This window comes from Acinetobacter halobius (genome assembly GCF_044130335.1).
Classification (GTDB): domain Bacteria; phylum Pseudomonadota; class Gammaproteobacteria; order Pseudomonadales; family Moraxellaceae; genus Acinetobacter.
In genome coordinates, this window is sequence record NZ_JBIQOD010000016.1 from 13,674 (window position 1) to 37,356 (window position 23,683).

The window sequence follows — 23,683 nt, forward strand, 5'->3', positions numbered from 1 at the left end:
ACTAAAGAAGTGATGTTGTAAATAGAGCAAATCCTAGAACAAAATGAAGGATTGCACTAGCTGCGTTTGTAATATTTTTAGCTTAATGCTTATTCTTTGGCTTGATCATCTTTTTCTAGCTCTTCTAGCCATTGTTTCACTTTAACTTGCTTACGAATTGCATCCAAACTTTCATAGACCACAGACTCAACCAATTGCTCCAATGACTGATTGTCAATTTTTAAATCACTGACCTTTTCCGCAATTAAGCGGTAGGTCGCATTGGGTTGTGCTGGGTTTCCCGTAACCATCGGTTCTAATAAGCCTTGAGTGATATTTTCACCGAGACGTTGCCCGATACTTTGAATTTGCTGTTCAATTCGTCCTCCCACAATTGGAATTAAACGCAGTAATTGGGTGAGTTCGGGGGTATCTTCAATCGCACGGTTCACAATCAGACCGACATTTTGTGCAATAAAATACTGACGCTGTTTCAGTTCAGTCGCGAGAGATTCTTGTAGAATTTCGGCCAATGCTTGTGCAAATAAAGTCCGATGATGATCGACAAGGTCATGGATAATTTTTTTATGGGTCGAGCTGGTATTTAATTCGTGCTTAACCCCATCCAATACGGTAATCACGACGCGGTCAGACAGTTCCTCCATCACCACGCGGTAGTAAAATTTGCCCTTAGCTTGTACCGATTGAGGAATGACGTTATAGCCTAATTCATGCAGGCGAAAAGCAATCACTCCCGCACGGAATAACCTTAAAAAGCGTAAATGAGGAATAATGGCTAAAATTTCGTACCAATGGATGAAAGGGAAGAAAAACCAGCGACGATGGTGCCTATAAATAATAGCAATACCCCAACGTACTAGTAATTCAGCAATCAAGAACAGAATAAACCAAGCCTCGGTGGTAATGACCCACGGATGCAAATGTTCGCGATAAAATGCTAAAACATTTTCAAGATGAATGGCATGGAAAAACCATCCACCAATATTGCTCATGATAAAAAAATTAGCGCACAAGCAAAACAAGTTAAAAATGATGAGAAACACCATAAAAATGTCATAGATCAAAAACAGTTTGAAATACAAACTTTGTGGATCGACCTGATGATATTTTGATTTTTTGGCTTGGTTATTCTGCATCATGCATAGACCCTTACTGGGTTGAGTGGGAAGGTGAATATTTGGTTTTCATTTGTTCAATCAATTGGTCTTTTTCAGCCCAAAGTTGGTCAACCCATTGTTGAAACTGTTCACGAAAGCGAGCATCGTCTTCATAACTTCCAGAAAGTACCCACGCAGGGATGTCAATTTTACGCAAATTAACTGCAATCCGTGGGACTTCGCCAAGCCAAAATTCACTATAGCCAGGCACACCATCGGGATAGACAATGGTCATGTCCACCAACGCATCAATCTCCTTACCCAAAATCCCTAAGGCCAAAGCTAAACCGCCTGCTTTGGGTTTGAGCAAATGTTGATAAGGGGATTGTTGCTGGTCATGTTTTTCTTGGGTAAAGCGTGTACCTTCCAAATAATTTAATAGGGTAAATGGTTGACTCAGTAATTGTTCACAAGACTTGCGCGCTTCAATCATATCGCGTGTTTTTAAAGCAGGATTTTTCGCAATTTGTTCTTTACTATGCCTTTTCATCATTGGAAAACCTAGAATTTTAAAGGCTTGTCCGACAAATGGAATAAAAATAAGTTCCCACTTGGTAAAGAAGCGAGTGAGGGGCATACGGGTTAAGCCGAAGTACTGATTGACTGTGGTATCGACCCAACTTTGGTGGTTACAGGTCATGAGATAACGACCTTGCATACTTAGCTCAAGATCTTCATCGACTGAAATATCCCATTGGGTATCAGGTAAAATGTGATCAATTAAATAATTGTTCACTCCTAGCCAGCTGTTGGTAATTTGAATATTGGTTTCATCTACTTTTTTTGATTGTTTAAACAGTTTTGTGAGACCAAGTGCCAGTACGGGTGGGCCGTGAAAAAAAGTACTTCCTGTAATGACTGAACCAACAGTTAAACCACGTGTGATTTTTTTTAATAAAGGTTGTTTTTGGTTTGGCGATGACATAAAAATAAACCCTGAAATCTAATGTGTTTTACAACTCGTTCTATTTTCTAAAGGTCAATATAGTACGGGATGATCAAATAGAAAAGCACCAAACATTAACTGTGTAGGAAATGTGACGAAGAAAGCCTTGAAAAGGAAATTTTTTATTACATATTGTAAATAAAGGCTTTATTATTAACAAAAAATCAATGGTCTAGTTTATCGTTTTGCGACAATATTTGTTCTATAAACAAAACACACAAAGAAGGAGGCATGCGATGCGTGCACTAGCAATTTCCGCAGTCGTTGGGGCAATGGTTCTTACAGGTTGTCAAAGCACTGGCAATAACATTGGTGGTGTAGAATACGATAAAGCTGCTTTAGGTACTTTAATTGGTGCTGCTGCGGGTTATGGTATTTCTAAAGGTAATGCGAATAGTAGCCGTCAAAACAACCGTGCTGCAGCAATTGGTGCTGTATTAGGTGGTGCAACGGGCGTTTACCTTGACAATAAAGAGAAAAAACTTCGTCAACAAATGGCGGGTACTGGTGTAGAAGTTAACCGTAATCCAGATGGCTCTGTAGGTTTAATCATGCCAGGTAACATTACGTTTGATACCAACAAATCGAACATCAAGCCAAACTTCTATTCAACGTTGAACAAAGTTGCGCAAACTTTAACTGAAGATAACAAGAGCGGTATTCTTGTAACAGGTTATACCGACAGTACAGGTAATGACTCAATCAACATTCCGCTGTCTCAAGCGCGTGCGCAATCTGTAGCAAGCTACTTGGCATCTCAAGGTGTTTCTACAACACGTATTAATGCGCAAGGTCAAGGTTCAGCAAACCCAATCGCGTCTAACGCAACTGCTGAAGGCCGTGAGCAAAACCGTCGTGTAGAAATCAGCATCTACGCAATTCAATAATTTTTATTGAAGACTGAAAAACCACCTTCGGGTGGTTTTTTTATGACGATTAAAATGTGAATTTGCATTATGCATCTTGAGTGGAGATGACTATAATCGAGCTCGGAATGAAATAGAGGAAAGACTATGTCACTGGCAAGTCAGTTAAACGACAAGCAACTTGAAGCCATGAAATATACTCAAGGACCCTTGTTAGTACTTGCAGGGGCTGGTTCAGGTAAAACTTCGGTGATTACCCGTAAGGTTGCTTACTTGGTGAAACACTGCGGTATTCCAGCGTATCGCATCACAGCGATGACGTTTACCAATAAAGCAGCACGCGAAATGAAAGAACGTGTCACTAAATTACTTTCACGCGAAGAGGCAAAAGGACTTTCAGTTTCGACTTTCCATACCTTCGGTCTAAACATGTTGCGTTTAGAGTTAAAACACACACCATTAAAAAATAATTTTTCTATTTTAGATGCAGACGACTGTAAGCGTATTTTGATGGACTTGATGCACCGTGACAATTTATCTGGTGCGGAAAGTAAAGAGCTGATTGCGAAAGCCATGAAGATGATTTCAGATTGGAAAAACGATCTGATTCCACCTGAGCAAGCACACACCACTTGTGAAACTGCTGAAGATGTTCAGTTTGCGCACTTGTATCAACTGTATGAACGTAATTTACGTGCTTATAATGCGGTCGATTTTGATGACTTGATTGTGATGCCGACGCGTCTTTTACAGGAAAATGCAGAAGTTCGTGAACGCTGGCAAAATCGCATTCGCTATTTATTGGTCGATGAATATCAAGATACCAACACTGCACAGTATATTTTGGTGAAATTACTGGTGGGGGTGATGGGGCAGTTCACCGCAGTGGGCGATGATGACCAATCCATCTATGCATGGCGTGGGGCTAAGCCTGAAAACATGGCTTTGCTCAAAGAAGACTTTCACAATTTAAAAGTGATTAAACTGGAGCAGAACTATCGTTCGACCAGTCGCATTTTAAAAGCGGCCAATACCGTGATTGGTAATAATCCACATATTTTTGATAAAAAACTGTGGTCAGATAAAGGCCATGGTGAAGTCATTCGCGTGATTACGTGTCGCAATGATGACGATGAGTCAGAGCGCGTGGTGAAAGACTTGATTACGCATAAATTGATGAATGGCAAAAATTGGAAAGATTATGCCATTTTGTATCGGGGTAATTTCCAAGCACGTGCACTGGAAACACAACTGCGTCAGATGCAAATTCCATATAAGTTATCAGGCGGTCAGTCGTTCTTTGCGCGTGCTGAAATCAAAGACGTGATGAGTTATTTGCGTGTCATTATTAACCCAGAAGATGACAGTGCATTTTTACGGATCATCAATACGCCTAAACGCGCCATTGGCCCTGTGACTTTAGAAAAACTGGGTTTATTTGCTCAAGAAAATCATTTGTCTTTGCTTTCAGCAGCGGGTGATCAGCGTCTCACCATGGTGATTCCTAAAAAAGCCACCACGCAGTTGGCGGAGTTTGCAGACTTCATTACCACCTTTACTCGTGAGTTGCTTGAGGATGATGAACCAGTGCCGATTATCCGCAAGATGATGGTTGAAGCGGGTTATATCGACTATGTCAAAGAGTCTGCGGCGACGCCTGCACAGGAAAAAACCAAGCTAGATAATATTGAAGTACTGTATAGCAGTATTCAAAGTTTGATTAACCGTGCTGAAGATGTTGATGAGAAAAACATTGAAAGTGTGATTCGTAAAATGGTGTTGCTGGATATGTTAGAGCAGCAACAAGAAGAAGAAGATACCGACAAAGTAAACTTGTTGACGTTACATGCATCCAAAGGTCTTGAGTTTCCATATGTCTATCTGATTGGTCTTGAGGAAGAATTGCTGCCGCATAAAAACTCGATTGCCGCAGATACGGTTGAGGAAGAGCGTCGCCTGATGTACGTGGGTATTACTCGTGCGCGTCAGGGTTTAACCATTACGCTGGCAGAACAACGCAAAGCGGGCGGGCAGATGAAGCAAATGACACCAAGTCGTTTCTTGGATGAGTTGCCGCAAGATGAGTTGGAATGGCTAGGGCGGAAAAAGAAACTGGCGGGCAATGTCGATCCGAAATTACAAGCGCAGCACTATTTAGACAATTTACGTGCGTTGATTAAACGCTAATTTTTTTTGTTTTTGAAATTTATTGTACGAGGAAGAATAGAATGAAAGTTCAGGTTAAAGTGTTGGATTCACGTTTAGGCAATGAATGGCCAATGCCAACTTATGCGACAACGGGTTCAGCAGGTTTAGACCTTCGTGCATGTGTAGATGTTGCGACTGTCATTGAACCGGGACAAACGGTTTTGGTCAAAACGGGTTTATCTATTTATATTGAAGATCCACATTTTGCAGGTTTAATTTTACCGCGTTCAGGTTTAGGTCATAAACACGGTATTGTTTTAGGTAACTTGGTGGGTTTAATTGATTCGGACTACCAAGGTGAATTGATGGTTTCAGTTTGGAACCGTAGTCAAACGGCATTCAGTTTAGAACCAGGCGAGCGACTTGCACAGTATGTACTTGTACCTGTGATGCAGGCACAGTTTGATATTGTAGAAGAATTTGAAGCGACAGAACGCGGTGCAGGTGGTTTTGGACATACAGGTCAAAACTAAACGGTCCGTGAAAATGTAAAAAAGCCTCTCATCTGAGGGGCTTTTATTGTTTCTATGCTGAGTGCTCATTTTTAGTTCATAAAAAGTTACACCTCGTTTTTGAATCCTGAGTAAAATTAAAAAAAGCACAAAGCCATAAAAACAAGGGCAGTTGAAAATGAGCTGCTCGAAATGAACAGATTAGAAGTTAGAACTATGCATTATCAGCCGAATTTCCCTGCACATATTTTCCGCGCCTATGATATTCGTGGCAAATTGGATGTCATGAGTGCTGAGTTGATTCGTGCCATTGCGCAGGCGCTAGCGCTGCAATATTTAAATGCTGGCCAAACCCGTTTAGCGATTGGTTATGATGCTAGGCTAAGCAGTCCCGCATTTGCAGAAATTATTTATCAAGAATGTATTAAACAGGGGCTAGAAGCACATGATATAGGCTGTTGCGCCAGCCCTGTATTGTATTTTGCAGCGCGTCAGTTTGACGGCAATGGCATTATGGTGACAGCCAGCCATAATCCGAAGTCGGATAATGGTATTAAATGGATTGTGCAGAGTGAACCTCCTTTACCTGAAACAATTCAGCAAGTGGCATACGATACAAATGCGTGCTTGGATCGTCATGCAGAAATGAACTGGCAGATGTTGCCACATGAGGTCGTGCCTGAATATTGTTTAGCTTATCAAGATGCATTATTGAGTGATATCCAACTGCAACCCCAAGCTCGACCATTTAAGGTGGTGGTAGATGGGCTACACGGATCTGCGGGGCGCTGTGCAGTCTTGGTTCTAAAAAAGTTAGGTTGTGTGGTTCACCCTTTACGCTGTGAGGCCAATGGTGAATTTCCTGAACATGCCCCTGATCCATCTCAAGCCAAACATCTAGACCTGCTACGCCACGCCGTGCAACAGCAGCATGCGGATATCGGTATTGCCTTTGATGGAGATGGAGACCGTGTTGTTTTAATTGATGAAAACGGAGTGATTATTTCAGCTGATCGGTTACTGTCACTGTTTGCGCAAATGTGTTTGTCTCAACATCCCGAGCATGAAGTCGTGTTCGATGTGAAATGCTCCACGATGGTTCGCAACACAGTACTGGCTCATCAGGGAACTCCCAAAATGATTCGCACAGGTAGTTCATTTCTACGTAAGTATTTGGCGCAGTCTAAAGGACAAGCTATCTTTGGCGGTGAGTATGCTGGGCATTATGTGTTTAATGATGGGCGTGGTTTCGGTTATGACGATGGTTTGTATGCTGCACTACGAGTATTGGAATATTTAAATTTACATCAGCTAACTTTATCAGAAGCACTGGCAGATTACCCAGAACGTTCGAGTACTGAAGATATTTATATCAGTACCCATCAAATTTCACCTGCGCTGGTTTTAGCGAATGTAGAAAAACAAAGTCAGCACTTTCAAGCAGAAATCAGTAAAATTGATGGTGTAAGACTTGATTTTGAGGACGGATTTGGCATTATTCGAGCATCGAATACGGGCGAGTATTTTACCGTGCGTTTCGACGCGGACAGTGATCAGCGGCTCAATCAAATTCGCCATAGCTTTGTGCACATGCTGACGGCAGATTATCCGCAGATTGCACAAGACATATTAGACGCCCATTAAGGAGAGGCACATGCCACATCAACATACTGGCCTCGACAAAGCACAGGTTCTGACTGAAGCTTTGCCGTACATTCAACGTTTTGCTGGAAAAACGCTAGTTGTAAAGTATGGTGGCAATGCAATGACCGATCCTGAGCTTGAGAGCTCGTTTGCACGTGACATCGTTTTGTTAAAAACCGTTGGATTGAACCCAATTGTAGTCCATGGTGGAGGTCCACAAGTCGACTCGTTTTTAAAGCAGTTGGGACGTGAGTCTGACCGTATTGATGGTATGCGTGTGACCGATCCAGCGACCATGGAAGTGGTTGAAATGGTGTTGGGCGGTAGTGTGAATAAATCTATCGTGAACTTGATTAACCAACATGGTGGTCGTGCCATTGGTTTAACGGGTAAAGATGGTAATTTATTGCGTGCACAAAAGTTACTGATGGAAAAAACTGCGGAAGATGGCACAGTACAAAAAATTGATCTTGGCCTAGTCGGTGAAGTGACCAGTGTTAAAACTGATGTATTGGAGATGTTTAGCAGTGGTGATTTTATTCCTGTGATTGCACCCTTAGGTGTGGATGAAGAGGGCAATACTTATAACATCAACGCTGATTTGGTGGCTGGAAAAGTAGCTGAAGCCCTTGGTGCTGAAAAGCTGATTTTGTTGACCAATATTTCAGGTGTTTTAGATGAAAATAAAAACCTACTTACGGGTTTAACCACTCAAGAAGTTGACCGTCTCATTGAAACGGGCGTGATCTACGGCGGGATGATTCCGAAAGTGGGCTGTGCACTAGATGCGGTGAAAGGTGGTGTGGTGAGCGCGCATATTGTGGATGGTCGTGTGCCACATGCAACACTGTTGGAAATTTTCACCGATCATGGTGTGGGTACATTGATTACCAACCGCAGTAAACACTAAGTATTTTGAAAGCCTCCTCGGAGGCTTTTTTTAAGCCTATACGTTTTATAAAAATGGTTTTATGCCCGAATGTGTTCGGGTTATGAAGCATTGTGAATTGCAAGCCAGTCAGGACTCATGCACAATAAAACCATCATAAATAAATATGTTTGAAATAAGATCAAGATTATGTGCCAACTGCTCGGAATGAATTGTGCAACACCGACTGATATTACCTTTTCATTTCGAGGCTTTTCGCAGCGGGCGGGGATTACTTCAGATCATTGTGATGGTTTTGGAATTGCTTTTTTTGAGAACAAAGCCTGTCGTTTGTTTGTTGATAATCAATCTGCAGTTGAGTCACCGATTGCTGAATTAATTCGGAACTATCCGATCAAATCACGCAATGTGATTGCCCATATCCGCAAAGCGACGCAGGGAAAAATTAACTTAGAAAACTCACATCCATTTAGCCGTGAGCTATGGGGGCGACAGTGGATTTTTGCGCATAATGGCGATTTGCATGACTTTGATCCTGTACTGTCAGGACGTTTTACCCCTGTGGGGAATACTGACAGTGAACGTGCATTTTGTTATTTGCTAGATCAGTTAGTGAACAAATTTGGTTATGTTGAGCCAAGTTTAGATCAAGTTTTTGATTTATTAACCGATATTTCTCCACGGATTGCAGAACATGGTACGTTCAATTTTTGTTTGTCTAATGGGCAGGCACTTTTTAGTTACGCTATTACCAAACTGCATTGGTTGGTGCGAGAGTACCCATTTAAACCTGCGCAGCTGATTGACCTTGATGTTGAAGTGGATTTTAGTCAAGTCACTACTGCAGAGGATCGAGTCGCTGTGATTACTACAGAGCCTTTAACTCAAAATGAAGCATGGACGGCCTTTGCACCAGGGGAAATGATTTTATTTCAATATGGCAAAGCGATACGGCATGAAATGACGCATGTAGAACGCTTAGTCCGGGAAGCTAAAGACCCATCATTAAAAAGAGTGACCAAAGCAGATCAATATTAAATTATTCCAAAATAGATGAAATATAAAAGCATGCTGATAATTATGTTAAGCATGTTTTTATTATTTTTTGTGTATTAAAAATAATAAATTGGTTAAAAAATAACTTATTCTTTTGCTCGGGTTTAAATTAATATTTTTATATAAAATAATCACTTATGTTGAATATAATGCTAATATCAGAAACCCTACTAAATTGATTCACTTTTATTTTTATCACTAACCGATATGATTAATTCATGTAATTAATCTATTAATTTTTATTGGGTGGTCGGAATGATAATGAAGTGGGTTCCAGAATATAATACTGGTATCGATGTGATTGACGATCAGCACCGTCGTATTTTAGATTACATTAATGAAATTGAAGCAATTGATGTTGATACTGATCGTGCACGTGTAAAGCAAATTCTAGAAAATATTATTGATTACACACAATCTCATTTTACTTTTGAAGAATCTCTTCAAGAAGAGGCGGGTTATAAATACCGTGTACCACATAAGCGTGTGCATGATTTATTTATTAAAAAAATTGAATCTTATCGTGACCGTTTTGAGTTAGGACAGTCGATTGAAGCTGAGTTGCATGAAGTATTGTCGAAATGGCTGATTAATCATATTCAACACGATGATGCTGACTATGTCGGGGCAGTGAAAGAAAACATGATGGGGATCATCCAAGAAAAAGAAAAGAAAAAAGGGAAAAACTGGTTTGCTCGCTTCTTTTCATAAGTGAGCATAACAAGGGATAAAAACAATAAATTTTAATTATATTTAGCGCAGCAAATCATCAGTTTTGGTGGTTTGCTTTTTGTTTTTGATTTTCATAAGAGAGCAAGGCAAAATAGCGCAAGACTTATTGAAGGAACGCATCATGCAAGACAATGCTATGTCACGATGGTTATCGCCGCTGATGGCATTTTGTTTATCATTTATTATCATTGCCACACTTGCACCCTTGGTGGGAATTCAGGTTGAACGTCAGCTCGACTTTTGGTTGCTCTGGTTATTTACCATGCTGATCTTGGCTTTACCTGTGTGTTATTTAGAAATTGCCTTAGCAAAGCGTTCAAAAACTACGGCATTAAACGCATTATCAAGTTTAACCCGTGATGCAGATGCATCACAAACTTGGCGTCTTGTGGGTTGGCTTGCAGTTGTCTTTATTCCTTTCTTGGCAGGTGGCATGCTCTCTAATGCTGCACAGCTCCTGAATCAATATGCACTGCCAGATAGTATATCACCCGTGATTTTTGGTGTTTTGGCTGTGGTTGCCATCGCTTTGTCTTTTGCACCACGGAAGCTAATTTTAGCCTTAACGGCTATTGGTGTAATCGTTTCATTAGTCGTAGCCAATGTCTCTGGAGTAAGTGTGGCTGAATGGCAAGTGACGCCTGTTGAATTCTCAGAATGGGGCAGTGCAACGGTATTGGCATTAGTGGCAAGTGGTTTAGGACTCGGTCTGTACTGGCAAAATAGCCTACTACAGGTTCAACAGCAAGATGCTGCAAGCAAGACGGTTCTACCTATTTGGATTGCACAAATTTTAGCCGTGGTTGCTTTTGCATTTTTTGCAGTACAAGCAGCATTACCTGCGTATGCCATTGCGTTGACTGCAGTTGCAGCAGCGGCTGTGTTGTTGCAGATGGCACGTGAACAGTTGGCACAGCGTCAACTGAATGTGGTCATTCAATGGTTGATACTTCTGGCTGCGACATTGGTTTGGTTGATTCCAGCGACTGGTCCGATTTTTAACATCTTACTGATGCTTTGGGGCTTAGTGATTTGTTTGATTTATGCCATTTTTGCTGGTTGGATTATGAAAATTAGCCATTTACGTAAGTCAATGAACTTTAGCAATGAAGCTTTTTATAATATTTGGCGTATTGCGGTGCGTGTGGTCTTACCCGTTTCTATTGTATTGGCTATTGTGGCTGTGCTTGGAAAATTGATCTAATGAGCCAGCTTCACTACGTCTGGGTTGCTTATGCAACAGCAAACCAGCAGTTTCATCTCCGGGTTCTGTTTGCTGAGGGGATGACGGCATTGGATGCGATTCAACTGAGCGGTATTTGTTCTCAAGTGGAATTACCAGAGCCATTACAACTGGGTATTTTTGGTGTTCGTTTAAAAGAGCATGCGCAGATATTACAAGCTGGGGATCGCGTTGAAATTTATCGAGCTTTAAGCATTAATCCTAAAGATATTCGTCGGATACGTGCAGAAAATAACCCTGTGGGGCGCTTTGCCAAAGGCAATCGCTTAAAACAATCGAAGTGATATGAAAAACCCCTCAGTTGAGGGGTTTCTTTTTTATTATAAGGCTTTATAGTGGGGGCGCGTTTAGAATCGCTTCTTTCGATGCTGGTAAGCCTGGCTGAGATTCAGGGATGCTTTCTAAGCCTTCAATTTTTTGGACAATCCCATTTGAGTCAAAGTAGATTTGCAGGTGTTGCCCATGCGCAGCAGGAATCTTGGCTTTTTTAGCATAGGTTCCTGGGGTATAATTGTAGATGTAGTCCCAACGTAGTGGATTCATTGGATCTGAAAGCGTAGGGCTGCCAAGTAAAAAGCGAACTTGTTGATGGCTCATGCCAACTTGTATTTTTGACGCTTGTGCTTGAGTTAATGGTGTACCTTGAGGAATATCAACTTTATAAACGCCCAAGGTCGAACAACCTGCGAGCAGTGAAGTGACGAATAACGTCAACATGATTTTTTGCATTTTGCTACACTATCCCAAATTAATTATGATGCAATTGAGCCACGGATAGATCATACTGCATCTACACTTTGTTGCATATTCTAACTTTAAATTTGTTGAGAGACCTTTTTACATGCCAATTTCAAATCAAGATCTACGCAAAGCTGGACTTAAAGTTACACTTCCACGAATTAAAATATTAGAACTATTAGAAAATTCAAAACAACACCATTTAAGTGCGGAAGATATTTATAAGACTTTACTTGAACAAGGTGAAGATGTCGGTTTAGCAACTGTTTACCGCGTGTTAACGCAATTTGAAGCAGCGGGTATTATTCAGCGCCATCACTTTGAAAATAACCACTCTGTTTTTGAAATTATGCAAGATGATCATCATGATCATATTGTGTGTCAAAACTGCAATAAAGTGGTTGAATTTACGAATGAAGTGATTGAGCACGAGCAGCATGAAGTTGCTGAAAAACATGGCTTTACTTTAACGGGACACTCGTTGAACCTGTACGGTTATTGTGATGCTACTGAATGCCAAGACGCGCTACGTAAAAAGTAAGATGTTCATCTAAGATATAAAAAAGGGCTTCATGAGAAGCCCTTTTTTTAGTTTGAAGGAATAAAATTAAGCTTGTCCATCAAACGTGATATTTGCACTGGCATGCAATAGACGATCGCCGCCTTCTTCTGATAATTTGATTTGTAAACGTAAGTCGTTTGGTGAGTCAGCGTGTTTCAGCGCATCTTTATAGGTAATCTGCTTGGCTTTGTACAAATCAAACAAGGCTTGGTCAAAGGTTTGCATACCAAGTTCACGAGAACGCTTCATCAAGTCTTTAATTTCGTGGATTTCGCCTTTACGGATCAAATCGGAAATTAACGGTGAGTTAATCAAAATTTCAATGGCAGCACGGCGTGAATTACCGTCAGGTGTTGGAATCAACTGCTGAGCAACCATCGCTTTAAGATTTAAAGATAAGTCCATAAACAATTGGCTATGACGGTCTGCTTCAAAGAAGTGAATAATACGGTCGATGGCTTGGTTGGCGTTGTTGGCGTGCAGTGTTGCAAATACCAAGTGACCTGTTTCCGCGAAGGCAATTGCATAATCCATGGTTTCACGGGAACGAATCTCACCAATCAGGATCACATCAGGTGCCTGACGCAAGGTGTTTTTCAGCGCGATTTCAAAAGAGTCCGTATCAATGCCGACTTCACGCTGGGTAATGATACAGCCTGCATGTTCATGAATAAATTCAATCGGGTCTTCAATGGTAATGATATGACCTTTCGAATTCTGGTTACGATACCCAATAATTGAAGCCAACGAGGTTGATTTACCTGTACCTGTTGCACCCACAAAGATGATGATGCCACGTTTGGTCATCGCTAGTTCTTTGAGTACAGGTGGAAGTTTTAACTCGTCCATGGTTGGAATCTTGGTCTCAATTCGACGCAAAACCATACCTGGCATATCACGTTGTTGAAAGGCACTGACACGAAAACGCGCAGTTTTATCCCGATTCATAATCGCGAAGTTACACTCACGTGTATCCGCAAATTCTTTACGCTGCTTCTCGCTCATGATGGAGTTCAGCAGTTGTCCTGCGACATCACCTGTCAGTTTGCCTTTAGCTACAGGCACAATTTGACCGTTAATTTTCATTGAAGGTTCAACATCAGCGGTGATAAATAAATCTGACGCTTTTTGTTGAATCATATAATTGAGTAAGTCGTTAAAATCCATATCTCTACCCCAAATCCATTGTTTTCTTATAAGAATGTTTCAGGTTGTTTAGCAGCAGTACGTGCGGTCTGTGGACTAATCACCCCTTTAGTGACCAAATTTTTCAAACTTTGGTCCAGTGTGGTCATGCCGTAGTTTGCACCAGTCTGAATAGCAGAATACATCTGTGCCACTTTGTTTTCACGAATTAAGTTACGAATGGCAGGAATACCAATCATGATTTCATGCGCGGCAACACGTCCACCGCCATTTTTCTTGAGTAAGGTTTGAGAAATGACGGCCTGTAGCGATTCAGATAGCATGGCACGAACCATGTCTTTTTCTTCAGCAGGGAATACGTCAATCACACGGTCAATCGTTTTTGCAGCAGAGGTGGTATGTAATGTACCAAAGACCAAGTGACCTGTTTCAGCTGCTGTGAGAGCCAAACGAATGGTTTCAAGGTCACGCATCTCCCCCACGAGAATAATATCAGGGTCTTCACGCAGAGCAGAACGTAGTGCTTCATTAAAGCCATGTGTGTCACGGTGCACTTCACGTTGGTTTACGAGACATTTTTTTGATTGGTGCACAAATTCGATGGGGTCTTCAACGGTTAAAATATGGTCATAACGGTTGTCGTTAATGTAGTCAACCATAGCGGCCAGTGTAGTTGATTTACCCGAACCAGTCGGACCTGTTACCAGTACGATACCACGCGGAAATTCACAAATATCTTTAAAGATTTGTCCCATACCCAAGTCTTCGATAGTCAGAACTTTGGATGGAATAGTACGGAATACAGCACCAGCACCGCGGTTTTGGTTGAATGCATTCACACGGAAACGTGCAATGCCCGGGACTTCAAAGGAAAAGTCTGTTTCTAATAATTCTTCAAAATCACGACGTTGTTTGTCATTCATGATGTCATAAACCAACTTATGCACTTCTTTGTGTTCTAAAGCTGGTAAATTAATTCGACGAACCTCACCATCGACACGAATCATCGGTGGCATACCCGCAGATAAGTGTAAATCTGACGCCCCGTTCTTAGCAGCAAAGGCTAGTAATTCTGTGATATCCATAATTTCCCCGAGATCATATAAATGCTAATTATTTTGATAGAATAATAAGGCTTTCAAACAACTTAACCAACAGTTTGTTGAAAGGCAAAGCAAAAAAGATGACTGAAATGAGACCCTCGTCAATGAATATCCTGCAAAACTCACGTCAACATGTGTTATCCCAAATTCAGCAGGCCTGTGAGGTTTCAGGGCGTGATGTGCAATCTGTGCAGCTTTTAGCCGTTTCGAAAACACATCCAAGTGAAGTGTTACGAGACATGTACGTTTGCGGTCAACGTGCCTTTGGTGAGAACTATCTGCAAGAGGCTCTGCAGAAGATTGAGGTGTTACAGGATTTAGATATTGAATGGCATTTTATAGGACATGTACAACGCAATAAAACCAAACATTTGGCTGAAAAATTTGCATGGGTGCATGGGGTAGATCGTTTAATTATTGCTGAGCGGTTATCGACTCAGCGACTTGCCACCCAAGCAGCCTTAAATATTTGTCTACAGGTTAACATTGATGGTCAGGACAGCAAAGATGGCTGTCAACCTAACGAGGTTTCTGAGCTGGTACAAAGCATTAGTCAGTTGCCTCACATCAAACTGCGTGGTTTGATGGTCATTCCAGCACCAAACAATGTGCAGGCTTTTACGGCGGCGAAAGTGCTATTTGAGCAAGTGAAAGCACAGCATGCACATCCAGAAGACTGGGATACGCTTAGTATGGGGATGTCGGCAGATATGAATGAGGCAATCGCTGCGGGTTCAACCATGGTACGTGTTGGAACAGCTTTGTTTGGGGCGAGAGACTATTCACCACATTGAGCTGTTGAGGCATTAAGGTCAAAAAAGCTTCTTGGTATTCAAATATGCTGAGAAGACTTAACTTACAATTTTATAAAACTAAAACGCTGCTGAAAAAATAGGCTTCATTTAAACTGATTGAATTGCTTGTAGATTTAAGTTACTGAGTTATTGGAACAGACACTCTGACAATGATAAAAACTGCATTTAGGATGAACCCAAAAATGGAAAAAATTTATTTATTTCTCTCTCTGATGCTGAGTTTATTTTTGGCAGCGTGTAGTAGTACAAATACTCACATGGAGGAAGTGACAGCTGAACCAACAGCATTAAACGCGACGGTTTCTCGAGCTGAAAAATTGGGTACGAAATGGGGTGATGAGCTTCGTTCAAACGTAACAGAAGTGAATTTAAAACGTTTATCCAGCAGTCCAATTGCTGAATCACAAGTTCGCTATGCCAGTAAAACATATACAGGCAAAGCGGTGAATAGTATTTCTTTGGCGGCCGGAAAAATCAGTTTTTCAATTATAAATGATGCACAGCGTCCACTGCCTTTATTTCGAGATGGTCAGCAGTATTATTTATCTGGCAAAGATGGACAAAGTTATCAACTCAAATACCAAAACCATAGCAATAGCACCTTTGAAGTGGTTGCCAGTGTGGATGGTTTAGATGTGATTAATGGGCGTTCGGCATCTCGTAGCAACTCAGGTTATGTGCTTCGTCCACAGGGTGAGCTGATCATTGAAGGTTTCCGTAAGAGCGACTCCGCGGTGGCATCTTTTACCTTTAGTCGACCTGAAGAGGCTTATGCGGCAAATTCAGCTCATGGTTCCATCCAAAATACAGGTGTGATTGGTACAGTCATTTATCCGTTAGAGTCTGCTGCGGCAGTGGACAAGGCAACTGATGCATCTAAATACGCACCACCACCAAAAGCATTCCCAGCGGATTAAAAGTTGGCGTTCTGCTTTCTCTATTGAAATGGCGTTTAGTGGGAGCACTTACATTAAGTAGGATGCTCCTATTATTTTTAGCAGGGAACTGTATCTTAAAAAAAAGATCAAACTTTGACCATTAGAAAAGTTGAAATTATCCCACCACCTCAATGGTACTGGCACCTGCGCCTAGAGCTTTAACTTGGATTTGGACAGGAATACGTTCATGCATTTCTTGGATGTGTGAAATCAGCACCACCTTACGGCCTTGGTTTTGTAGTTGATCGAGAGCATTCATGACCATGTGTAGCGATGATGCATCTAAAGTTCCAAAACCTTCGTCGATAAACAGCGATTCGATTTTCATTGAGCCCGAGGCCATATTGGCGATGGCAAGAGATAGGGCAAGGGCAGTCAAGAAAGACTCGCCTCCTGAGAGTGATGCAACGGAGCGGGTTTCTCCATCCATGTCATGATCAATAATAGCTAGACTGAGCGAGTGATCCAAACGCTTTAAGGTATAACGCTGTGAGAGTTGGTTGAGCTGTTGGTTCGCATGTTCCAGTAAAATATCAAGATTATATTGCTGCGCATAATCACGGAATTTCTTGCCCGTAGCATCGCCCATCAGACCTGATATTTTCCCCCAACGATGTTCTTCTTGTTGAATGTTTTGAATTTGATCGACAAATTGTTTTTGTTTCACCACATTTTGCTGATGTAACTCAAGTTTCAGTTTGAGCTGATCGCGTATTTCAAGTTGATTATTGAGTGCAACCTGATGCTCCTGCATGTGTTGCTCTAACTGTAGTGGATCAATCTCAGGTTGATACTTGAGATGTTCTTGCAATTGTTCTTGCATGGTTTTCAAAGCAGCATCGGCTTCATTCAGTAGGCGTTCAGCATGCTGTAATTTTTGACGGATCTGTTGCACTTGTGCAGGGTTAATTTCAGCAAGCGTTTTTAAGTCTTGCAGTTTAAACTCAGGATGTTCTTTGAGCCAATGCTGGATTGTATTTTCCACATCATCTGCACTACTTTGGTTTTGCTGTAATTGTGCTTGAAGTTGTTTTAGCTGACTTTTGTCTTGCTCAAATTGATGACGTAATTGCTCAAAATGTTGCTTGATCTGTTGGTAATGGCTTTGTGTCTGTTGGCGCTGATGATCGTGTTGAATAAGCCATTCGTTGGCTTTAATACCCGTTAAGCCTGTCATCTGTTGGATCAATTGATTGGCTATTTCTGTATTCTGCTGTCCTTTTTGTTTGATCTCACTAAGCCGTTCAGCGGTTTCTCTGATGTGTTGGCTCGTGTGATCAAGATTCTGTTGATTGGTCTTGAGCTGTTGATTGGTCTGATCGAGTTGCTGACGCCATTGTTCCAGTTGTTCTAGTTGCTGTGCACGAGTCTTTAGACGCACTAACAGTTGCTGTGCAGCCAAGCTAGTCTGTTGTTGCCAAACTGTTTTTTCAGCATCAGATAAATACTGGGCAATGTGTTGAACTTGCTTTTGCAAACTATTTGCTGTGTGTAGCAAGTGTTCAGTCTGTTGAATGTTTTGGATGCAGTATTGCTGGGTTTTAATATTATGTTGGCACTGCTCAGATTGCTGTTTGAGTTGCTGTAGGTCGAGCGTATGTTGCTGAATGATCTGCTCAAATTGCATGTTTATTTCTGATTTTGTTTGTGTCAGGTCGAGTGCAATATCTGCTGTTTTACCGTGTGCAATCAGCACGCTTTGTAATGGGCTGATTTTTTCAGAAAGTTGCTGGATTAGTGTTTTGCGTTGTTCTATTTCTGCATTGAGTTTGGTGAGTTGTTGCTGTGCTTGCTGCCAAGCTTGAAAGCTTTCGAGCTCTTTTTGGTTTGCTTGTTGTTCCTGCTGTTGTTGAAGCTCAAACAGGGCTTTGGAGAGCGCAGTATCTTCCATTTTATAAGGATGTGATGTACTTCCACAGACAAGACAAGGTTCGCCCTCTTGGAGTTCAGCACGTAAATGTTCAACATTCTCAGCATGTAAAAGCCGTTGCTGTTGTAAAACTTGTTGTAGTTGGATGCGTTCACTTTTGGTTGATTGAAAAGCCTGATCCGCTTGCAGCGTATGCTGTTGTAAGGCTTGTTGCTGAGTTTGAGCACTGTTGAGCTGTTCTTGCTGTTGTGCAATATCAGTCTTCAATTCAAAAAACTGTTGAACTTTTTGCTGAATTTGCTCAATTTGACTGAGCTGATTGATCTTCAACTCTCGTTGCTGCTGTGCTTGCGCAATTTTAACTTCCAGTTCTTCGATGTGACCAAACTGTTGTATGGACTGTTGTAATTTTACCTTTTGTGCTGACAGTTGCTGTTCTACTTGAGCTTGTTGCCCGAGTTGATATTCAATGTTTTGGTATTGTTGAATAAACTGTTCGAGTTGTTGGACATGGGCGCTGAGGCCTTGGTCTAAGCTTGTAAACTGTTGTGAACTTTCCAGTTGCTGCTTACACTCGGTTTGCTGACGCTTAATGTGCTGAATCTGCTGTTCAAGCTTTTGTTGTTGCTGGGTTAGGGGGAGCTTAGACTGTTCTAAAGCCTGCAATTTTTCCTGAGCTTTCTTAAACTCAGCCCCGATAAAATCACGTTCTTGAATACATTTACGTACATCATTCAATGCATCATGATGGGTACTTTCAAACTGTTGTAGTTCATTCACTGCTGTTTCAGTTTGTATGAATTGAGCTTTTTCAGTCTCAAATTGCGTGAGTAAATGATCAAATAACTGTTGTTGTTTTTGCAGGCGGGGCAGCAGTTGTTGTTTGGTTTGAAGTAGCTGTTGTTGTTGGAACAGCATAGGTCGAACTTCAGCGAAGATCTCTAACCGAGCCAAGCGTTCACGCTCAGGGTTTAATTCCTGTTGTAACTTATACTGTGCTTCGACCAGTTGTTGTTTAATGATGATTTCACTGTCGAGTTTCTGCTTGCTTTCAAACCATTGCTGTTGTTTTTGCAGTTGTGACTTTTGGGCTTCGAGTTGTTGATAGCTGTGGTCACTATGTTGGAATTGTGTGGATAGTTCTGCAACTTGCTCATCGGTTAACAGTTCAATATGACCCAATACATTTTCTAGCTCTTTGCGCTGAGTCGCGACCAGTTTGGTTTTCTCATAAGCCAGTTGTCCAATTTTGCCAAAAATAGCCGAATTGGTGAGATATTCCAATAATTCGCCGCGCTCATTGTCTCGTGCTTTTAAAAAAGCAGTAACTTCGGATTGTGCCAGTAGAACAGCGCGCGTGAATTGTTCAAAGCTCAACTGGGTAATACGTTTGATGTTTTCATCGACGGCTTTGGCTTTATCCGCAACAACGACACCATCGGTGACACATTTTAAATAGCGCTGTACGTTTTGTAGTTTCCCGTCAGCTTTTTCTCGTGAACGTTTCAATTCCCATCGAGCGATATAGCGTTTTTGGTCTTGTGCAATAAAGCAAAGTTCAGCATAACCATGCGCGGTACCACGACGCAGTACGGTCAGTGGGGAATTGGTGAGTAGTTCTGAGCCATCGACATCTTGAATTTTTCCGTCGCTGTCTTTGAGGCGTGGAATACGGTTAAACAGTGCCAAACACATTGCATCTAAAATGGTAGATTTGCCTGCACCTGTTTTTCCTATAATGGCAATAAGCCCTGCACTGGCTAAAGGATCACTTTCAAAATCAATCAAGTGTTCGCCAGAAAGTGAAGCAAGGTTTTTTATTCGAATGGAAACAATATTCATAGTAAACCTTTAAGCCTCGTATCCATCTTCAAGGGATTGTTCAGCTTCACGCATTAAACTCATAAAATCCTGTAGCACAGCGGCATCATGCTGATAACCCTGTTTTTCCCAAATTTGCTGAAACAGTTTTTCTGGTGTGGGTGGTTCTAAACTTACTTTAGCGGGGGCATTGGGGTCTTGCTCCGTAGCTAAGTACTGACGTGAAATACGGACTAAACGATAACGATTTTTAGGCAGGGCATCTTCAAACTGCTGTCTTAAATTGGGCTGAGGCGGAACAGCTGTATGATATTCAATATCGACATATTCACGTTGATCAATCAGCTCAATTTCACCTGCTGGTAAGGCTTTGAGTTTGTCCAGCACCTCATGTAACTCCCCCCGTATTTTATGCAGTTGAATACTACGTGGTATAGCGAGTACATTTAACTGGAAACGTGAGGCATCTTTCTGTAAGGGATCAAGTGTCACTTCAAGAACTTGATGTTTGTAGTTAATTTCACTAAATGACAGGGGGATGGGGGAGCCGCTATAACGGATATGCTCTTCACTGACTTTTTGCGGTTTATGTAAATGCCCGAGTGCTACATAGTCAATGATTTCATCAAATAATGCTGTTGAGAGTGCTTCTTCATTACCAATCACAATCGGACGTTCAGAGTCTGAGGTTTCGCCACCTTGCATATGTGCATGAGACATTAAAATCAGGGCTTGATCTGCTGTTTTGCGGGCTTTGGCCTCGGCAATCAGTTGTTGATGCAAATAGGCAATCGCGTTTTGGCTATTGGTGGTGTGTTCATTAACGCCTGTAATTTCAGCGGGGCGTAAAAAGGGCAGGCTCAGACACCATGCCACAATATTCTGTTGTTCATCTAAAATGGGCACCAATAAATGTTCAAGGTCGATTTGTTGTTCAGTATTTTTATGAATGACACCGACTGCTTTGGCATTGTATTTCGCCAGTAAAGGTTCAACTTGTTCAATGCGATAGCCTGAGTCATGGTTGCCTGCAATCATGAGCGTTTGCATGTGGGGGGCACGTGCATGCGCATCGGCTAAGAACTGGTACAGTTGTTTCTGTGCACTGGATGCAGGATTGATGACATCAAAAATGTCTCCTGCAATAAGTAAAGCATGCGGTTGTTTTTCACTGATTTGTTGTAGTAACCATGCTAAAAACTGTTCATGTTCATACTGGCGGGAATGGTTATAAAAGAACTGTCCCAGATGCCAATCCGATGTATGAAAAAAACGAACAGCCATAGATGATGCCCCAAGCTCAAAACGCAATAGAGCTATAAGCTAACATAAATCAAACTTTTCCGAAGGATAATCATCAGCTCTACGTCAAACCTTGACGTAGATGATTGAGCTGATAGTTATAAGTTGCATGACACCGAGATATGGCGGGATTATTATGTGAAAAGGAAAGTGATGGATGTGTTTGATTAACACTATAGTAAAAAGATTAAATATGATTAAAAAATGTTCTTTTTATGAGCTATTATGTATCTGAATGAAATTGTATATCGTTTCGTATGCATAAAAAAATGTAAAAATTGATTAAGTATTCAATTTCAATAATTTATAACAATGATTTATGAAGAAGGTTAAAAACAATAAATCATTTATCGAGTAAGACTGGGTATAAGGAGAAAATAACTATGTCTGATTCTATTTTCAATTCGCCCCGTATCGTCAATGATCTGGTGTATAAGACGCTGATTGAATCAACACTTGCTATTCCTTGGAGCATAGATTGGGAAACCAAAACTTTTAGTTATATTGGCCCACAAATTGAAAAAGTATTAGGTTGGAAACAGGATTCATGGAGAACTGTTGAAGACTGGGCAATGCGTATGCATGAAAATGACCGGGCATGGGTGGTTGATTTTTGCGTGGCACAGTCGATTTCTGGTGTCGACCATGAGGCAGATTACCGTGCGCTGACTATTAACGGGGAGTATATTTGGATCCGCGATGTGGTTCACGTGGTTAGAAAGCCCGATGGGGAAGTGGACAGTCTGGTCGGATTCATGTTCGATATTTCTGAGCGCAAAAGACAGGAACAAGAGTTAGAAACGCTGAAAAAGCAATTGGAAGAATATTCGTATCAAGATGGCCTTACGGGTATTGCAAACCGTCGGTTCTTTGAAGATTGCTATCAACGTGAGTGGCTTAATGCGCAGCGTGAGCAGAAACCACTGACATTAATGTTATTAGACATCGACTATTTTAAACAGTACAACGATTATAATGGTCATATTTTGGGGGATGCATGCCTCAAACAAATTGCACAATTGTTGAAAAAAAATGTGTCGCGTCCACGTGATTTAGTTGCACGTTTTGGTGGGGAAGAGTTTATTTTGGTTTTACCAGATACATCTCAAGATGCTGCCATTGAAATTGTAGAACGTATTTTGCAGAGTATTCGGACAGCCGATATTTGTCACAGTTCATCGCCATTAGATCAGCGTTTATCCGTCAGTCTAGGAGTAAAGACAATTGTGCCTATGTTTAATCATGACAAAATGACCTTCTTAAAAGAAGTAGATCGAAATTTATACTTGGCTAAAGAACAAGGACGAAATGGCTACGTTATTCAAGATGAGTCTGCTGTTCAACATTTAACGTATTATTAATCTATTCTTTGCTTCCTCATCTGTTGATGGTGGGGAAGTTCTAAAAAATCAGTTGCGCAAAAAATAAAGACCGACGATTCGAGTGATGATGAAATCGTCGGTCAAAGAAAACTGCTTCACGTTTAAATGTTGGCTGCTAACAACATTTAAATTTGGAGCCAATCTTATTGCTCTAGGAAAGGTCACCGTACGTATTGTGGATGCCGGTACAATATTTTGACGACGGTTGCTGCGACCTTGTACCCTATTTAACGCAACTCAACTTCGATTGGTTGACATGAAAATGAAAAAAAATTGAATTTTTTTTATAATGAATTTTTAGCTAGGTTGTAAGCAGCGCTATGGTATCACTAACACGATATTTTCTTTGGTTTTTTTTCCTGTGTTTTATTTTTAGCTGCGTATGCGGTGTGTTAGCAGCACTGCTACCTACAGGTTTGGGCGGCGTATTAACAGCTGTACCGTATTTGGTGGCTATGATTTGGGTGCTCCAAAAATTTATTAAACAACAGCGCCGTGCGCCGACCCAAGCTGAACGTAAAAAATTTACTTTGGGTTTTAGTCTGATATTTTGGGGCTATAACTTGGCTTTTCTCTTGCTTGGTTTATTCATTTTTGCCCAAGCTGATGCTGAAGTGGGACAAAACTTTATGCTTTATCTACAACAGCCACAGTTCGTCGCGATTATCGTAATTATATTTTTACTGGTTGCCATTCCACTTTTTTTGCTGACTTATTGGTTCTATGGCAAACAAGCAGAACGTATGGCGGCAAAAATTGTCGCTTAATCGTAAAGCTTTCTTCTAAATGCTATAGTCTGATGAAAAGTATCAT

21 protein-coding genes are annotated in these 23,683 nt (G+C 41.2%); 14 read left to right on the forward strand and 7 right to left on the reverse strand.

Annotated elements, in window-relative coordinates; translation table 11 throughout:
- Positions 1-89: 89 nt before the first annotated feature.
- The gene (locus ACE01U_RS13175; RefSeq protein ID WP_395579664.1) at positions 90-1,139 is read right to left on the reverse strand and encodes a preprotein translocase subunit SecA; all 1,050 of its coding nucleotides are present in this window, start codon (positions 1,137-1,139) and stop codon (positions 90-92) included.
- Between the two features lie 10 nt (positions 1,140-1,149).
- A complete protein-coding gene (gene yihG, locus ACE01U_RS13180) occupies positions 1,150-2,082 on the reverse strand; it encodes a 1-acylglycerol-3-phosphate O-acyltransferase, YihG family (RefSeq protein ID WP_395579665.1) in 933 nt (310 codons plus the stop codon).
- Positions 2,083-2,339: 257 nt separating this feature from the next.
- On the opposite strand from yihG, the gene ACE01U_RS13185 reads away from it, so the two are divergent.
- The 9 genes from ACE01U_RS13185 to ACE01U_RS13225 all read left to right on the forward strand — a co-directional run bounded on the left by ACE01U_RS13185 (position 2,340) and on the right by ACE01U_RS13225 (position 11,477).
- Complete coding sequence (locus ACE01U_RS13185; RefSeq protein ID WP_086208209.1) at positions 2,340-2,990, forward strand: YiaD family glycine zipper/OmpA-like lipoprotein; 651 nt, start codon at positions 2,340-2,342, stop codon at positions 2,988-2,990.
- A 126-nt stretch (positions 2,991-3,116) separates the two neighbouring features.
- Positions 3,117-5,156 (forward strand): UvrD-helicase domain-containing protein, encoded by a 2,040-nt coding sequence (locus tag ACE01U_RS13190; protein WP_086208208.1) that lies wholly within the window; start codon positions 3,117-3,119, stop codon positions 5,154-5,156.
- A gap of 41 nt (positions 5,157-5,197) precedes the next feature.
- The gene (gene dut, locus ACE01U_RS13195; protein ID WP_086208207.1) at positions 5,198-5,650 is read left to right on the forward strand and encodes a dUTP diphosphatase; all 453 of its coding nucleotides are present in this window, start codon (positions 5,198-5,200) and stop codon (positions 5,648-5,650) included.
- A gap of 195 nt (positions 5,651-5,845) precedes the next feature.
- On the forward strand, positions 5,846-7,273 hold the full coding sequence (locus tag ACE01U_RS13200; RefSeq protein ID WP_395579694.1) for a phosphomannomutase/phosphoglucomutase: 1,428 nt from the start codon (positions 5,846-5,848) through the stop codon (positions 7,271-7,273).
- Between the two features lie 10 nt (positions 7,274-7,283).
- Complete coding sequence (gene argB, locus ACE01U_RS13205; RefSeq protein ID WP_086208205.1) at positions 7,284-8,183, forward strand: acetylglutamate kinase; 900 nt, start codon at positions 7,284-7,286, stop codon at positions 8,181-8,183.
- A gap of 168 nt (positions 8,184-8,351) precedes the next feature.
- Complete coding sequence (locus ACE01U_RS13210) at positions 8,352-9,200, forward strand: class II glutamine amidotransferase (RefSeq protein ID WP_086208204.1); 849 nt, start codon at positions 8,352-8,354, stop codon at positions 9,198-9,200.
- Between the two features lie 273 nt (positions 9,201-9,473).
- Positions 9,474-9,929, forward strand: coding sequence for a bacteriohemerythrin (locus tag ACE01U_RS13215; RefSeq protein ID WP_395579667.1), 456 nt, complete (start codon positions 9,474-9,476; stop codon positions 9,927-9,929).
- A gap of 142 nt (positions 9,930-10,071) precedes the next feature.
- Complete coding sequence (locus ACE01U_RS13220) at positions 10,072-11,154, forward strand: hypothetical protein (protein ID WP_395579668.1); 1,083 nt, start codon at positions 10,072-10,074, stop codon at positions 11,152-11,154.
- On the forward strand, positions 11,154-11,477 hold the full coding sequence (locus ACE01U_RS13225; RefSeq protein WP_395579669.1) for an RnfH family protein: 324 nt from the start codon (positions 11,154-11,156) through the stop codon (positions 11,475-11,477). The genes ACE01U_RS13220 and ACE01U_RS13225 overlap by 1 nt, the downstream gene beginning before the upstream one ends.
- Positions 11,478-11,523: 46 nt before the next feature.
- On the opposite strand, the gene ACE01U_RS13230 is transcribed toward ACE01U_RS13225, so the two are convergent.
- Positions 11,524-11,922, reverse strand: a complete 399-nt coding sequence (locus ACE01U_RS13230) for an outer membrane protein assembly factor BamE (RefSeq protein WP_086208200.1) — start codon at positions 11,920-11,922, stop codon at positions 11,524-11,526.
- A 112-nt stretch (positions 11,923-12,034) separates the two neighbouring features.
- On the opposite strand from ACE01U_RS13230, the gene fur reads away from it, so the two are divergent.
- Positions 12,035-12,472, forward strand: a complete 438-nt coding sequence (gene fur, locus ACE01U_RS13235; RefSeq protein WP_086208199.1) for a ferric iron uptake transcriptional regulator — start codon at positions 12,035-12,037, stop codon at positions 12,470-12,472.
- Between the two features lie 66 nt (positions 12,473-12,538).
- Here the strand turns inward: fur and ACE01U_RS13240 are convergent, their stop codons facing one another.
- Positions 12,539-13,660 carry a PilT/PilU family type 4a pilus ATPase gene (locus tag ACE01U_RS13240; protein ID WP_086208198.1) on the reverse strand — a complete coding sequence of 374 codons (1,122 nt, stop codon included), beginning with the start codon at positions 13,658-13,660 and terminating at the stop codon, positions 12,539-12,541.
- Between the two features lie 26 nt (positions 13,661-13,686).
- Positions 13,687-14,724, reverse strand: a complete 1,038-nt coding sequence (locus ACE01U_RS13245) for a type IV pilus twitching motility protein PilT (RefSeq protein WP_086208197.1) — start codon at positions 14,722-14,724, stop codon at positions 13,687-13,689.
- A gap of 122 nt (positions 14,725-14,846) precedes the next feature.
- On the opposite strand from ACE01U_RS13245, the gene ACE01U_RS13250 reads away from it, so the two are divergent.
- Both ACE01U_RS13250 and ACE01U_RS13255 read left to right on the forward strand, forming a co-directional pair.
- Complete coding sequence (locus tag ACE01U_RS13250) at positions 14,847-15,536, forward strand: YggS family pyridoxal phosphate-dependent enzyme (protein ID WP_119064993.1); 690 nt, start codon at positions 14,847-14,849, stop codon at positions 15,534-15,536.
- Positions 15,537-15,739: 203 nt separating this feature from the next.
- Complete coding sequence (locus tag ACE01U_RS13255) at positions 15,740-16,474, forward strand: hypothetical protein (protein WP_110974850.1); 735 nt, start codon at positions 15,740-15,742, stop codon at positions 16,472-16,474.
- 136 nt (positions 16,475-16,610) lie between these two features.
- Here ACE01U_RS13255 and ACE01U_RS13260 read toward each other — a convergent pair whose 3' ends face one another.
- Together ACE01U_RS13260 and ACE01U_RS13265 are read right to left on the reverse strand one after the other, a co-directional pair.
- A complete protein-coding gene (locus tag ACE01U_RS13260) occupies positions 16,611-20,207 on the reverse strand; it encodes an AAA family ATPase (protein ID WP_395579672.1) in 3,597 nt (1,198 codons plus the stop codon).
- 9 nt (positions 20,208-20,216) lie between these two features.
- Entirely contained in the window at positions 20,217-21,470 is a 1,254-nt protein-coding gene (locus ACE01U_RS13265; RefSeq protein WP_395579673.1) for an exonuclease SbcCD subunit D C-terminal domain-containing protein, read from the reverse strand.
- 401 nt (positions 21,471-21,871) lie between these two features.
- Between ACE01U_RS13265 and ACE01U_RS13270 the strand changes: the two genes are divergently transcribed.
- Positions 21,872-22,849 carry a GGDEF domain-containing protein gene (locus tag ACE01U_RS13270; RefSeq protein ID WP_086208192.1) on the forward strand — a complete coding sequence of 326 codons (978 nt, stop codon included), beginning with the start codon at positions 21,872-21,874 and terminating at the stop codon, positions 22,847-22,849.
- Between the two features lie 341 nt (positions 22,850-23,190).
- Complete coding sequence (locus tag ACE01U_RS13275) at positions 23,191-23,637, forward strand: ABZJ_00895 family protein (RefSeq protein WP_395579675.1); 447 nt, start codon at positions 23,191-23,193, stop codon at positions 23,635-23,637.
- The last annotated feature ends 46 nt before the right edge of the window (positions 23,638-23,683 follow it).